The organism is Pseudomonas sp. GW822-FHT03F04 (assembly GCF_058801405.1).
In genome coordinates this window covers 186,256-198,765 of the sequence record NZ_JBXANF010000010.1, presented here as the reverse complement: position 1 = coordinate 198,765, position 12,510 = coordinate 186,256, and the positions used below count along the sequence as shown (strand labels likewise).

Genomic DNA, 12,510 nt, shown 5'->3' with positions numbered 1-12,510 from the left:
GGCGATTGTCGGCGAAGCGGCGGGAGCAGGTCACGCACTAATTGCTGCTAACATGGCCGTCCGTGCGTAGAACCATAGAGACCGTGATGAGCCAACCCTGGAGCCCTGACAGCTGGCGCGCCTTGCCGATCCAGCAACAACCCCAATACCCCGACGCCGCGCACCTGCACCAGGTCGAGCAGACGCTGGCCAGCTATCCGCCGCTGGTGTTTGCCGGCGAAGCGCGGGAGCTGCGTCGTCAGTTTGCCGAAGTCACCCAGGGCCGGGCGTTCCTGCTACAAGGCGGCGACTGCGCGGAAAGCTTCGCCGAGTTCTCCGCCGCGAAGATTCGTGACACCTTCAAAGTGCTGCTGCAAATGGCGATCGTCATGACCTTCGCCGCCGGTTGCCCGGTGGTGAAAGTCGGGCGCATGGCCGGCCAGTTCGCCAAGCCGCGCTCGGCCAACGACGAGACCATCGACGGCGTGACCCTGCCGGCTTACCGTGGCGACATCGTCAACGGCATCGGCTTCGACTCGGCCAGCCGCGTGCCGGATCCGGAGCGTCTGCTGCAGTCCTATCACCAGTCCACCGCCACCCTCAACCTGTTGCGCGCCTTCGCCCAGGGCGGTTTTGCCGACCTGCATCAAGTGCACAAGTGGAACCTCGATTTCATCGCCAACTCGGCGCTGGCGGAGAAGTACAGCCACCTCGCCGACCGCATCGATGAGACCCTGGCCTTCATGCGTGCCTGCGGCATGGACAGCTCGCCGCAACTGCGCGAGACCAGTTTCTTCACGGCCCACGAAGCGCTGCTGCTGAACTACGAAGAAGCCTTCGTGCGCCGCGACAGCCTGACCAACGATTACTACGATTGCTCGGCGCACATGCTGTGGATCGGCGACCGCACCCGTCAGCTCGACGGCGCCCACGTCGAATTCCTGCGCGGCGTGAACAACCCGATCGGTGTCAAAGTCGGCCCGAGCATGAACCCCGACGACCTGATCCGCTTGATCGATGTGCTCAACCCGGACAACGATCCGGGCCGCCTCAACCTGATCGCACGGATGGGCGCGAACAAGGTTGGCGATCACCTGCCGGCGCTGATCCGCGCGGTGCAGCGTGAAGGCAAGCAGGTGCTATGGAGTTCCGACCCGATGCACGGCAACACCATCAAGGCCAGCAGTGGCTACAAGACTCGCGACTTCGCGCAGATCCTTGGCGAGGTGAAGCAGTTCTTCCAGGTTCACGAAGCGGAAGGCAGCTACGCCGGCGGCATCCACATCGAAATGACCGGGCAGAACGTCACCGAATGCATCGGTGGCGCGCGGCCGATCACTGAAGATGGTTTGTCGGATCGCTATCACACCCATTGCGACCCACGGATGAACGCCGATCAGTCGCTGGAACTGGCGTTTCTGATTGCCGAGACGCTGAAACAGGTCAAACGCTAAACCGCGATGACGTTGGCTCGGTCGTTTTCGACTTGAGCCAACGCCACCCGCAACCGCCCGGCACTTTCGCGCTGGCAATTGAGCAGCACCTGCTCCAGCCCCAACCAATCCGCCATCTGCCGCAAGTTCAGCGCCAACGCCAGCATCCCCGCCTCATCCAGCCCCGGCTCTTCCTCGTGCACCGCGTGCACCGCCAATCGCCCCGCCGCCCGCTCGGCGCGCAGATCAACCCGCGCAGCAATCCGTTCGTTGTGCAGGAACGGCAGCACGTAATAGCCGTAGACACGTTTGTCCTGCGGCGTGTAAATCTCCAGCCGATAGCGGAAGTCGAATAACCGCTCGGTGCGACTGCGTTCCCAGATAAGCGAATCGAACGGCGACAGCAATGCGCTGGCCTCGACTTTGCGCGGGACTTTCGGTTCGGGCAGGCAGTAGACAATCTGGCGCCAGCCAGCAACTTCGCAGGTCAGCAGTTGCCCGGCCTCGACCAGCTCCGCCAGGCGCGGTCGGGCATCGGCAGGGTTCAGGCGGAAGTAATCGCGCAGGTCTTTTTCCGTGCCTACGCCCAACGCCTCAGCCGCGTGCAGCAGCAAACCGCGCTGCGCCTCGGCCTCATCGGGCAATGGCTGTTGCAGCACGGACGCCGGGATCACTCGTTCCGGCAGGTCATACAGCCTTTCGAAGCCGCGCCGCCCGGCCACGGTGACTTCGCCGGCGGCAAACAACCATTCCAGCGCATGTTTTTCCGCGCTCCAGTCCCACCAGGGGCCGGCCTTTTCCTCGCGGGTCGACAGGCTGCCGGCGCCCAGCGCGCCCTGCTCTTCGACCGACGCCAGCACCCGGCGAATGGTGTCTTGTTGCTCACGGCCGAAACGCGCCAGTTGCTGATAGATATCTTCGCCCCGCTTGGCTCGCTGCATGCGCCAGCCCATCAGCGGGTACATCGACAGCGGCAGCAATGACGCTTCATGGCCCCAGTATTCGAACAGCGAACGACGTCGCCCCGAACTCCAGGCAGCCTGGTCGAGCAAGTCAGCAGAATAGGAACCGAGACGGGAAAACAGCGGCAGGTAGTGCGAGCGCACCACGGCGTTGACGGAGTCGATCTGCAACAGGCCGAGACGTTCGATCAGCCGGTTGACGTGCATCGCCTTGACAGCCGGCGGCTGGCGCCCGTGAAACCCTTGGGCAGCCAGTGCCAGACGTCGAGCCTGTTTAAGGGAAAAGGACAATGTCGCGGGCATGTGTACCTCCATGTCTGCTCGCAACCTACCTCACCACAAGAGGGTTTGTGTAGCGATGGCCTCATCATTTATGCATCGGATCGTCCCAGAACGGCCGAATCGCTTCGTGTTCGACATCGGCACGGCTGACCCCGATGTCCTTCAACGCTTCGTCGCTCAGACTGGCGAGCAGCTCGCGTTCGCGGTGAAGTTCGTACCAGCGGCTAAACTTGTGCAGCAGATCGGAAATCAGATGGACCGGCACTCTTTCATCGCTCACATACAGTTTTTGACCTTTCATCGTGTTGCCCTCCTTTAGGGATGGCTCAAGTCTCGCGCCGGGGCTACGATCAATCCAACGAATGTTTCTGATGGCAAGCATCACGGAGATTCATCAATTGTCGGCGTACCCCAGTATCGATACCGATGTCCTGCGTACCTTTGTCGCAATTGCCGATCAGGGCGGTTTTACCCGCGCCGGCGAAATGGTCAACCGCACTCAGTCGGCGGTGAGCATGCAAATGAAGCGTCTGGAAGAGGACGTGTTGCAGCGCCAGTTGTTCGAGCGCGACGGGCGTCAGGTGCGCCTCACCGCCGAAGGCCAGGTGTTGCTCGGCTACGCGCGGCGCATCCTGAAATTGCACAGCGAAGTCTTCAACACCCTGCGCGAGCCGCACATGGTCGGCACGGTGCGGATCGGCACGCCGGATGATTACGTGATGCGGTTTCTGCCGGGGATCCTGTCGCGCTTTGCCCAGTTCTATCCGCTGATCCAGATCGAAGTGCACTGCGAGTCGACCAAACAGTTGCTGCAACGCACGGACCTGGATCTGTCGATCGTCACCCGCGAGCCGGGCAACGAGATTGGCCAGTTGCTGCGCAAGGAGCGTTTCGTCTGGGCCGAGGCGCAGAACTTCAGCGCCCACGAGCAGACGCCTTTGCCACTGGCGATGTTCAACAGTGATTGCTTCTGCCGCCTGTGGGCCTGCAATGCGCTGGACGCCATGGGCCGTGAATACCGGATTGCCTACAACAGCACCAGCCTGTCGGCGCTGATGGCGGTGGTGAGCGCGGGTCTGGCGATCACCGCGCAACTGGAAAGCCTGATCACCCCGGACTTGCGAATTCTCGGTGCCGCCGAAGATCTGCCGCTGTTGCCCGAGGCCAGCATCATGCTGATCCGCAATCTGAACAATCCGTCGCCGATCACCGAATGCCTGGCCGAGCACATCGTCGAAGGCTTCAAACTTTAAAGGCGAGCATCACCGCACACAGCACCAGGAACCCGCAGAACAGCCCACGCAGGAGTTTTTCCGGCATCGCGTGGGCCACCTTCACGCCCCAACTGATACTGGCCAAACCGCCGATGGCCAACGGCAGGCCGATCATCCAGTCCACTTCGTGGTGCACCGCGTACGTCACCAGCGTGACACCGGTGCTCGGCAATGCCAGCGCCAGCGACAGGCCTTGAGCGACCACCTGAGTGGTGCCGAACAGGCTGGTCAGCACCGGCGTCGCCACCACTGCCCCACCGACACCGAACAGGCCGCCCATAGTGCCCGACGCCGCGCCGAGCACGCCCAGCCACGGCCATGAATAACGCATCTCGGAAGTCGCCGCCGGACGCGCGCCGAACATGCGCACGAGGTTGTACGCTGACAATGCCACAAGGAACGCGACAAAACCGATGCGCATGGTTTGCGCGTCGATGCCCACGGCCCAGATCGAGCCGATCCATGCAAAGCAGAACCCCATCACTGCCAGCGGCAACGCGTGCCTGAGTTCGATGCGATTGCGCTGGTGATAACGCCACAGCGCCAGCATCACGTTCGGCACCACCATCACCAGCGCCGTGCCTTGGGCGATCTGCTGATCGAGCCCGAACCACACGCCCAACAGCGGAATGGCGATCAAGCCGCCGCCGATTCCGAATATCCCACCCAGGGTGCCGAGGGCGGCGCCAAACAACAGGTACAGCAAAAACTCGATCACAGCAGAATTCCTCATACGTCAGGGGATTCATCCTACGCAGTCGGCGCTGGCACGGAAACGCACAGCAACGCACAATGGCTGTGCCAAATTCGCATAGGCACTGAGCTGATTCATGAATCCCAATCAATTGACCGAACAACTCGGGCTGTTTCTCGATGTGCTGGAGAGTGGCAGTTTTTCCGCCGCCTCGCGCCGGCATCCGCTGACGCCATCGGCCGTCGCCCGGCGTATCGACAGCCTGGAAAGCGCTGTCGGCAGCCAGTTGTTCATCCGCAGCACTCATGCGGTGCGCGCCACACCGGCCGGTCTGGCGTTTGCCGAACGGGCGCGGCGGATCGTTGCCGAGTTGCAACTGGCCCGCGCTGAAGCCGTTTCCCTGAGCAGCGCGCCGGAAGGCTTGATTCGGGTGGATGCGCCGGCAGCGTTCGGGCGTCGGCATCTGGCGCCGGTGATTGCCGATTTTCTGGTGCTGTATCCAGGGCTGGACGTGCAACTGCATCTGATCGACAGCTTCGTCGACATGGACGGCTCGAACCTGGGCAAGGTCGATCTGGTGTTGCGCGCCGGGCAAATGGCCGATACCCGACTGGTCGCCACACCGCTGGCGAGCATGGTGCGCATCGCTTGCGCCAGCCCCGACTATCTCAAGCGTCGGGGTGTGCCGAGCGAGCCGGCACAACTGGGTGAACATGACGGCCTCGATTGGGACGGCCTCGCCCCGCCCTTCGCCTGGCGATTCGAACAGGACGGGCAGATGCAGTTGCACCGCCCGGCGCGGGTCCGCATGAGCGCCAACAACGCCGAGGCTCTGGTGTGCGGTGCACTTGCGGGCCTCGGGATCGCGCATCTGCCGACCTGGCTGGCGAGCGAATACCTGTTGCGCGGCGAACTGCTGCCGCTGTTCTGTGACAACGGCCTGCCAAAACCGGAGAGCACCGGTATCTATGCGCTGCGACTGGAACAGCAGGCCAGCTCCCGCAGCCGCCTGCTGCTGGAATACCTCAAGACCCGCTTCAGCCCCGTGCCACCGTGGGATCTGGCACTGCAACGGGAACTGGGCCGGCACTGACCGATTCGCCACCGGGCACAATTGTCTGGCGCATTAAAGATTCGAGCGCTAGATTCATCTGCATCACCGTTCAAGGCACCGACATGACCACCACCCGCGACACCACCGACCACTGCGAAGAACTGCTGCTCGACAATCAGGCCTGCTTCGCCCTGCATTCCACTTCGCTGATGATGACCAAGGTCTACAAACCGCTGTTGCAAGCGCTTGGCCTGACCTATCCGCAGTATCTGGCGATGATGGTGCTGTGGGAGAAGGATGGTTTGACCGTCGGAGAAATCAGCACGCGCCTGCTGACCGATCCGGGTTCGCTGACCCCGCTGCTCAAGCGCCTGGAAGGTGAAGGTTTGCTGAGCCGAACTCGAAGCCGCGAGGATGAACGGGTGGTGATCGTCGAATTGACCGCACAGGGCCGCGCCTTGAAAGACAAGGCCCGAACCGTTCCGCAATGCATTCTGGGGGCCAGTGGCTTCACGCTGGAGCGCCTGCAAAACCTGCAAGCCGAGTTGCAGGCCTTGCGCGGTCATTTGCAGGACAGCCTCACTTAAGCCTCCCCCTTTCCCTGTAGGAGCGACCTCGAACCTACAGGGAAATCACGCCTTTCTCTGCTTTCCCCCTCTCCCGCAAAATTTTTTCTCTCTCGTTTTCCCTTCGTAAAAACCTTTCATATCAAAGAGTTGAGATCTCTTCTCAGCCTGATCCAAGTCTCGGCTTCATCATTTTTCAAAAATTTATCTTGCGCGCTAAATATTCGCGCAGTACATTTACTTCGCACCTAGTTAGCGCGCAAACAATTAGCGCAATAAATCACACTCAATGAGGCTCACACCATGCAAACTCTCTACACCGCAATCGCAACCTCCACTGGCGGCCGTGACGGTCGTGCGATCTCCAGCGACAACATTCTCGACGTCAAACTGGCCACTCCGAAAGAACTCGGCGGTGCCGGCGGCGCAGCCACCAACCCTGAGCAGCTGTTCGCTGCCGGCTACTCGGCCTGCTTCATCGGCGCGCTGAAATTCGTTGCCAGCCAGACCAAACGCAAAATCCCGGACGACGCCTCGATCACCGCTCACGTCGGCATCGGTCAGATTCCTGGTGGTTTCGGTCTGGACATCGACCTGCACATCAGCCTGCCGGGCCTGGAACAGGCTGACGCACAAAGCCTGGTCGACGCCGCCCACCAGGTCTGCCCGTACTCCAACGCCACCCGTGGCAATGTCGATGTGCGCCTGCACGTCACCGTGTAATCACTGACACCCAGGCCCGAACAGGAAATGAACATGAACACTTTCAGCAAAGTCTTGACCGGTACCCTTCTCGCCCTGTCCGTTCACAGCGCATTCGCCGGTGACGTCGAGCACAACACTCAGGCGTTCCTCGATGTGCTGAACGCCGGCACCGGCAAACCGATGGAACAACTGACGCCCAAGGATGCCCGCGCCGTACTGACGGGCGCTCAGTCGGGGGTCAAACTGACGCTGCCCAAGGCAGACGTCAGCGAGAAGACCATCCAGGTCGATGGCCAACCGTTGAGCCTGACCATCGTCCGGCCGGCCGGGGTCAAGGGCGAGTTGCCGGTGTTCATGTTCTTCCACGGCGGCGGCTGGGTGCTGGGAGATTTCCCGACCCACGAACGTCTGGTGCGGGATCTGGTGGTCGGCTCGGGGGCCGCGGCGGTGTTCGTCAACTACACCCCTTCGCCGGAAGCGCATTACCCGGTGGCGATCAACCAGGCTTACGCGGCAACCAAATGGGTGGCCGAACACGGCAAAGAGATCAACGTCGACGGCAAGCGTCTGGCGGTGGCGGGCAACAGTGTCGGCGGCAACATGGCGGCAGTCGTCGCCTTGATGGCCAAGGACAAAGGCACCCCGGCGATCAAGTTCCAGGTGCTGTTGTGGCCGGTGACTGATGCCGGTTTCGACACCGGTTCGTATAACCAGTATGCCGAGGGGCACTTCCTCACCCGCAACATGATGAAGTGGTTCTGGGACAACTACACCACCGACGCCAACCAGCGCAACGAGATCTACGCCTCGCCGCTGCGGGCCACGACCGCGCAATTGAAAGGTCTGCCGCCCGCACTGGTCCAGACTGCGGGGGCCGACGTGTTGCGTGACGAAGGTGAAGCCTACGCCCGCAAACTCGACGAAGCCGGCGTGCCGGTGACCTCGGTGCGCTACAACGGCATGATCCACGACTACGGTTTGCTCAACGTGGTCAGCCAGGTGCCGGCGGTGCGCTCGGCGATGTTGCAGGCCTCGGAAGAACTGAAACAACACCTGAAGCAGTAATTTTCATCAGGCACAAAAAAGCCCGACTCAATGGTCGGGCTTTTTCTTTCCGCAAAAACCAGTGCTTATTTGGCACGGCCTTTGTAGGAACCGCCTTCGCGGGTATCGATTTCGATCTTGTCACCGATTTCGATGAAGTCGGCAACCTGCAGCTCAGTACCGTTGCTCAGCTTGGCTGGCTTCATGACTTTGCCGGAAGTGTCGCCACGAGCCGAACCTTCGGTGTAGTCAACTACGCGCACGATGGTGGTCGGCAGTTCTACGGAAACCAGACGCTCTTCGAAGAACACGGCTTCGCAAACGTCGGTCATGCCTTCTTCAACGAAAGGCAGAACGCTTTCGATGTCTTCGGCGTTCAGCTCGTACATGGTGTAGTCGCTGGTGTCCATGAACGTGTAGGTGTCACCGCTGATGAAGGACAGGGTCGCTTCTTTGCGGTCCAGGATCACGTCGTCCAGCTTGTCGTCCGCACCGTAAACGGTTTCGGTCTTGTAACCGGTCAGCAGGTTCTTCAGCTTGGTCTTCATGATCGCGCTGTTACGGCCCGATTTGGTGAATTCAGCTTTCTGAACCAGCCAAGGATCGTTGTCGATACGGATCACGGTACCGGGTTTGAGTTCTTTACCAGTTTTCATTGCGAATATCCGAATTTGGATGGGATTTACAAAAATCTAGGCCGCGTATCATATCCAATTTCGGTAAAACTGTACCAGCGCCGTCGCAAGATCGGCCTGCAAGGCCTGTTCCAGACACCATGCTTCGGCATTTTTCTGCAGTTCGGGCCAGTATTTACGGGCCTCAAGCCAGTGCTCGCCGATAGGCTGCCCGGCACTCCAGGCTCGCCAGAGACCGTTCATCGCCTCGGCAGCTTCCGTCGAAAGGCCTTTTCCATAGAGCGCGAGGAAGGCATCGAGCTTGTCCAGATGGATATCTTCGTCCTGCTGATAGATGTGCCACAACATCGGCCGCCCTGCCCACTGCGCCCGGATGAACGAGTCTTCGCCGCGCACCGCGTTGAAATCGCAGCACCACAGCAGTTGATCGTATTGATCCTGACGGACGAACGGCAGCACCTGCACGGTCAGCGATCGATCGACATGCACAGCGCCGGCAGACAGCGACTCGACGCCAAGCCAGCGCGCGACATCACCGAGAATCCGCCCTTCCGGCACCAGCAGATGAGTGGGCGTCGAATCGGCCGCGAGTACATCCAGCCAACTGGCGAGCCCGGCATTCTCGTAGGCGAACAGCGAAATCAGTTGCGTACCGGGTGCAGGATCGACCCCCAACGCCTGCAGGAATTGTCGCTGCGCCTCGGGATCCTGCTGAAACCGCTGACGTCGCTCAAGCAATCCGCTTTCACGCAATAACCCGCCAGTGCCCGCCTGGAATCCCGGGAAGAAAAAGATCTTCTGCACGGACTTGTACTTCACCGAAGGCAGGCCGTGGCAGCCGGCCACCCAGTCTTCAGCGCTGAGATAGTCGAGGTTCATCCACAATGGCGGCTTTTCCCGCTCGGCCATGGCGTCCATGTAGGCACCCGGCAACTGGCAGGCGAACGCGGCGATCACTACATCGGCGGCGTCCGTTTCCGGCCATTCTGCCGGCCAGTGCCGGACCTCGACACCCTGCTGCCATTGCGCGTCGAGATTGATGTCGAGTTCCGGGCAAATCCGTTCGAACGCGCGCAGATCATCGACCCACAGCCGCACTGCCAATGCATGCTCGGCCACCAGTTGCCGGGCCAGACGCCAGGTCACCCCGATGTCGCCGTAGTTGTCGACCACGGTGCAAAAGATGTCCCAGCGGGTTTTCGGTTGCGGCATTCAAGACTCCCGTTGGCAAAAGCGACGATTGTCCGCATAAATGTCTGCGTGCAGAAGAGCCGACGACGATTAATCTTCGTGCGACAATCGCCACTTGCCCGCAATCATCCGCCAGGAGGCAGCCATGCCCTACCGCCCAAACCCGCGCCGCCCCTTGCCTGTTCAGCTTAGCGCGCTGCAATTGACCGGCAGCATTGCCCTGGGCCTGTGGCTGGGTTTCCTGGCCATTGCGCTGACCTGCTGGCTCATTTCACGCTTTGTCTTCAATGAACAACTGGCGCCAGTTGCCCAGGCCGTACAACAACTGGCCAATCCACCGGCGGTACGAGCGGTGCCGGATATTCCTCCACAAAGCCCGTTGTTCGAGCAGTACGAAGAAAACCTGCGCAAGAACGAACAACAAAACCGTCTCGATCAGGCCCGCAGCAGCACGCGCAACCAGTCGAATCCTAAATGCCAGTTCTGGCTCCAGCAGGATCAGACGGCCCCGAGCGAAAAAAGCCGCGCCAACGTCCTGCAATTCTGCGATTGATCATGAACAAGCACGCCGTCCATCAACTGATTCTCGACAAACTGCGCGTCGACCTCGATATCGCCGAACGCGCCGCGCAAACCGCTTACGAAACCGCGACCCACGAAGAGAACATCGCCGAAAACAAGTACGACACCCTGGGACTTGAGGCGTCGTACCTGGCAGCCGGGCAAGCGAAACGGGTCGAGGAGATCCGCCAGTCACTGGCGGTCTGCCAGAACCTGACGCTTCGGGCCTATGACGATCAACGCGGAATTGAAATCGGCGCCCTGCTCGGTCTGGAAGACGAAAAGGGTCGCGAGCAATGGCTGTTTCTGGCGCCGGATGCGGCGGGACTGAAAGTCGACGTGGTCGGTCAGCCGATTACCGTCATCACCCCGCGCTCGCCGCTGGGCAAAAGCCTGCTGGGCAAGTTCGAAGGTGATGAGGTGGAGATTCTGGTGGCGGGCACCCGGCAACAGTTTGCTGTCACCGAGGTGCTGTAGACAGGGGCTTAGTGAACCGGCAGTTCGACGCCTTCGAACAGCTCTTCGAGTTCCTGCTTGTTGTGGCACTGAATGGCCTTGGCCATGACTTCGCGAGTCAGGTGCGGCGCGAATTTCTCGATGAAATCGCACATGAAGCCACGCAGGAAGGTGCCGCGACGGAAACCGATCTTGGTCACGCTGGACTCGAACAGTTCGCTGGCATCGAGTACCACCAGGTCGTTGTCGAGTTTGGTATCGACGGCCATTTTCGCCACGATGCCGACACCCAGCCCCAGACGCACGTAGGTTTTGATCACGTCGGCGTCGGCAGCGGTGAACACTACTTTCGGCGTCAGACCACGATGGCTGAAAGCCTCGTCGAGTTTCGAACGGCCGGTGAAGCCGAACACGTAAGTCACGATCGGGTATTCGGCCAGCGCTTCGAGGGTCAGCTTCGGCAGCTTGGTCAGCGGGTGGCCCTGAGGTACAACCACGCAGCGGTTCCAGCGGTAGCACGGCATCATCACCAGATCGCCGAACAGCTCCAACGCTTCGGTGGCGATGGCGAAATCGACGGTGCCGTCAGCGGCCATTTCGGCGATCTGCATCGGCGAACCCTGGTGCATGTGCAGCGCCACGTCCGGGTATTGCTTGATGAAATTGCTGATCACCGGCGGCAGTGCGTAACGTGCCTGGGTGTGAGTAGTGGCGATCGACAGGGTGCCTTTTTTCTCGTTGGAGAATTCCTGGGCGATCTGCTTGATGCTCTCGACCTTGCGCAGAATCTCACCGGCAGTGGTGATGATGCGCTCGCCGGCCGGGGTGACGCGGGTCAAGTGCTTGCCACTGCGGGCGAACACTTCGACGCCCAGTTCGTCTTCCAGCAGACGGATTTGCTTACTGATGCCCGGTTGCGAGGTGTAGAGACTTTGGGCTGTAGCGGAAACGTTGAGGTCGTGGTGCGCCACTTCCCAGATGTAGCGCAATTGTTGAAGCTTCATATGAATCCCTCAAAGCAGGTAGACGCCACGGGCATCAGCGACGGTATATAACTATATTAATGGTTTGAAGAATAAATCTAGAACTTTTTTATCAAAACGCCATTATTCCCGCCTCAGCGATCCTCCCGACGCCGACGCTCCACCAGCGGCACCATGTAAACCGGCACCTTGGACAATTGCAGCAAGCGAGTCGCCGTGCGCCCCAACGGTGTTTCCGCCCCAACCCCGTGGCTGTGACTTCCTACGATCAGCAAATCGACGGAGAGTTTCTGTACCTGGTCGAGAATCACCTGCGACGGATCACCCTGCAGCACCCGCACCGCACGAATCCGCAGCAGATCCTGCTCGCCTTCGTCCCCCAGTTCCTCGCGAAAACTGTCCAGCACCCGCTGCTCGATATTGGCGATGACGGTTTTCAGACCCTGACTGTGAAATTCGTTCAACGCCTGCTCGTCGAGATAGCTCTGCAACACCGATTCGGCAAACAGCCCCATGGGTTCCACCGCGTGCACCACATACAAGTCGGCATTGAATATTCGAGCCATCGCCAAGGCATGCTGCATCACTAACGGTGCGTACAGACCGAGGTCAGTGGCATACAGCATCGAACGAATCATATGACCTCCTCGCTAGCCAACATGGCGGAGATTTGATTCAGCTTAGCAGTGCC

At 60.4% G+C, this 12,510-nt stretch carries 15 protein-coding genes; 8 read left to right on the top strand and 7 right to left on the bottom strand.

The features are described 5' to 3' along the window. Positions 1–86 precede the first annotated feature (86 nt). Complete coding sequence (locus AC1RMX_RS23395; protein WP_493073123.1) at positions 87–1,433, top strand: class II 3-deoxy-7-phosphoheptulonate synthase; 1,347 nt, start codon at positions 87–89, stop codon at positions 1,431–1,433. On the opposite strand, the gene AC1RMX_RS23390 is transcribed toward AC1RMX_RS23395, so the two are convergent. Both AC1RMX_RS23390 and AC1RMX_RS23385 read right to left on the bottom strand, forming a co-directional pair. Next, positions 1,430–2,677: a winged helix-turn-helix domain-containing protein gene (locus AC1RMX_RS23390; RefSeq protein WP_493073121.1), complete on the bottom strand. Its 1,248-nt coding sequence runs from the start codon at positions 2,675–2,677 to the stop codon at positions 1,430–1,432. The genes AC1RMX_RS23395 and AC1RMX_RS23390 overlap by 4 nt on opposite strands. A 64-nt stretch (positions 2,678–2,741) precedes the next feature. Next, positions 2,742–2,957 carry a DUF1127 domain-containing protein gene (locus AC1RMX_RS23385; RefSeq protein ID WP_085607148.1) on the bottom strand — a complete coding sequence of 72 codons (216 nt, stop codon included), beginning with the start codon at positions 2,955–2,957 and terminating at the stop codon, positions 2,742–2,744. Positions 2,958–3,054: 97 nt separating this feature from the next. Between AC1RMX_RS23385 and AC1RMX_RS23380 the strand changes: the two genes are divergently transcribed. After that, the gene (locus AC1RMX_RS23380; protein WP_007955701.1) at positions 3,055–3,909 is read left to right on the top strand and encodes a LysR substrate-binding domain-containing protein; all 855 of its coding nucleotides are present in this window, start codon (positions 3,055–3,057) and stop codon (positions 3,907–3,909) included. Here the strand turns inward: AC1RMX_RS23380 and AC1RMX_RS23375 are convergent. Then, complete coding sequence (locus tag AC1RMX_RS23375) at positions 3,899–4,648, bottom strand: sulfite exporter TauE/SafE family protein (RefSeq protein ID WP_085744971.1); 750 nt, start codon at positions 4,646–4,648, stop codon at positions 3,899–3,901. The genes AC1RMX_RS23380 and AC1RMX_RS23375 overlap by 11 nt on opposite strands. A 112-nt stretch (positions 4,649–4,760) precedes the next feature. Here AC1RMX_RS23375 and AC1RMX_RS23370 point away from each other — a divergent pair, with 112 nt between their 5' ends. From AC1RMX_RS23370 to AC1RMX_RS23355, 4 genes are all read left to right on the top strand, one after another. Beyond that, on the top strand, positions 4,761–5,717 hold the full coding sequence (locus AC1RMX_RS23370) for a LysR family transcriptional regulator (RefSeq protein WP_102620445.1): 957 nt from the start codon (positions 4,761–4,763) through the stop codon (positions 5,715–5,717). A gap of 83 nt (positions 5,718–5,800) precedes the next feature. After that, on the top strand, positions 5,801–6,265 hold the full coding sequence (locus AC1RMX_RS23365; protein ID WP_102620446.1) for a MarR family winged helix-turn-helix transcriptional regulator: 465 nt from the start codon (positions 5,801–5,803) through the stop codon (positions 6,263–6,265). Between the two features lie 282 nt (positions 6,266–6,547). Next, positions 6,548–6,967 carry an organic hydroperoxide resistance protein gene (locus AC1RMX_RS23360; RefSeq protein WP_034155242.1) on the top strand — a complete coding sequence of 140 codons (420 nt, stop codon included), beginning with the start codon at positions 6,548–6,550 and terminating at the stop codon, positions 6,965–6,967. Between the two features lie 33 nt (positions 6,968–7,000). After that, positions 7,001–8,014 carry an alpha/beta hydrolase gene (locus AC1RMX_RS23355; protein ID WP_192558636.1) on the top strand — a complete coding sequence of 338 codons (1,014 nt, stop codon included), beginning with the start codon at positions 7,001–7,003 and terminating at the stop codon, positions 8,012–8,014. A gap of 65 nt (positions 8,015–8,079) precedes the next feature. On the opposite strand, the gene AC1RMX_RS23350 is transcribed toward AC1RMX_RS23355, so the two are convergent. Then, positions 8,080–8,649: an elongation factor P gene (locus AC1RMX_RS23350; protein WP_096821070.1), complete on the bottom strand. Its 570-nt coding sequence runs from the start codon at positions 8,647–8,649 to the stop codon at positions 8,080–8,082. Between the two features lie 48 nt (positions 8,650–8,697). After that, a complete protein-coding gene (gene earP, locus AC1RMX_RS23345; RefSeq protein WP_493073120.1) occupies positions 8,698–9,840 on the bottom strand; it encodes an elongation factor P maturation arginine rhamnosyltransferase EarP in 1,143 nt (380 codons plus the stop codon). A 124-nt stretch (positions 9,841–9,964) separates the two neighbouring features. On the opposite strand from earP, the gene AC1RMX_RS23340 reads away from it, so the two are divergent. Together AC1RMX_RS23340 and AC1RMX_RS23335 are read left to right on the top strand one after the other, a co-directional pair. Beyond that, positions 9,965–10,372, top strand: a complete 408-nt coding sequence (locus tag AC1RMX_RS23340; protein ID WP_102620449.1) for a hypothetical protein — start codon at positions 9,965–9,967, stop codon at positions 10,370–10,372. A 2-nt stretch (positions 10,373–10,374) separates the two neighbouring features. Continuing rightward, positions 10,375–10,857, top strand: a complete 483-nt coding sequence (locus AC1RMX_RS23335; RefSeq protein ID WP_096821067.1) for a GreA/GreB family elongation factor — start codon at positions 10,375–10,377, stop codon at positions 10,855–10,857. Between the two features lie 8 nt (positions 10,858–10,865). Here the strand turns inward: AC1RMX_RS23335 and cysB are convergent, their stop codons facing one another. Next, positions 10,866–11,840, bottom strand: coding sequence for an HTH-type transcriptional regulator CysB (gene cysB / locus AC1RMX_RS23330; protein ID WP_007955684.1), 975 nt, complete (start codon positions 11,838–11,840; stop codon positions 10,866–10,868). A gap of 113 nt (positions 11,841–11,953) precedes the next feature. After that, positions 11,954–12,457, bottom strand: coding sequence for a universal stress protein (locus AC1RMX_RS23325; protein ID WP_085730577.1), 504 nt, complete (start codon positions 12,455–12,457; stop codon positions 11,954–11,956). Positions 12,458–12,510 lie beyond the last annotated feature (53 nt).

Excerpts from the sequence above, each read along its gene's own strand:
- AC1RMX_RS23395 (WP_493073123.1), top strand. The coding sequence starts at position 87 with ATGAGCCAACCCTGGAGCCCTGACAGCTGGCGCGCCTTGCCGATCCAG.
- AC1RMX_RS23390 (WP_493073121.1), bottom strand. The coding sequence starts at position 2,677 with ATGCCCGCGACATTGTCCTTTTCCCTTAAACAGGCTCGACGTCTGGCA.
- AC1RMX_RS23385 (WP_085607148.1), bottom strand. The coding sequence starts at position 2,957 with ATGAAAGGTCAAAAACTGTATGTGAGCGATGAAAGAGTGCCGGTCCAT.
- AC1RMX_RS23370 (WP_102620445.1), top strand. The coding sequence starts at position 4,761 with ATGAATCCCAATCAATTGACCGAACAACTCGGGCTGTTTCTCGATGTG.
- AC1RMX_RS23365 (WP_102620446.1), top strand. The coding sequence starts at position 5,801 with ATGACCACCACCCGCGACACCACCGACCACTGCGAAGAACTGCTGCTC.
- AC1RMX_RS23360 (WP_034155242.1), top strand. The coding sequence starts at position 6,548 with ATGCAAACTCTCTACACCGCAATCGCAACCTCCACTGGCGGCCGTGAC.
- AC1RMX_RS23355 (WP_192558636.1), top strand. The coding sequence starts at position 7,001 with ATGAACACTTTCAGCAAAGTCTTGACCGGTACCCTTCTCGCCCTGTCC.
- AC1RMX_RS23350 (WP_096821070.1), bottom strand. The coding sequence starts at position 8,649 with ATGAAAACTGGTAAAGAACTCAAACCCGGTACCGTGATCCGTATCGAC.
- earP (WP_493073120.1), bottom strand. The coding sequence starts at position 9,840 with ATGCCGCAACCGAAAACCCGCTGGGACATCTTTTGCACCGTGGTCGAC.
- AC1RMX_RS23340 (WP_102620449.1), top strand. The coding sequence starts at position 9,965 with ATGCCCTACCGCCCAAACCCGCGCCGCCCCTTGCCTGTTCAGCTTAGC.
- AC1RMX_RS23335 (WP_096821067.1), top strand. The coding sequence starts at position 10,375 with ATGAACAAGCACGCCGTCCATCAACTGATTCTCGACAAACTGCGCGTC.
- cysB (WP_007955684.1), bottom strand. The coding sequence starts at position 11,840 with ATGAAGCTTCAACAATTGCGCTACATCTGGGAAGTGGCGCACCACGAC.
- AC1RMX_RS23325 (WP_085730577.1), bottom strand. The coding sequence starts at position 12,457 with ATGATTCGTTCGATGCTGTATGCCACTGACCTCGGTCTGTACGCACCG.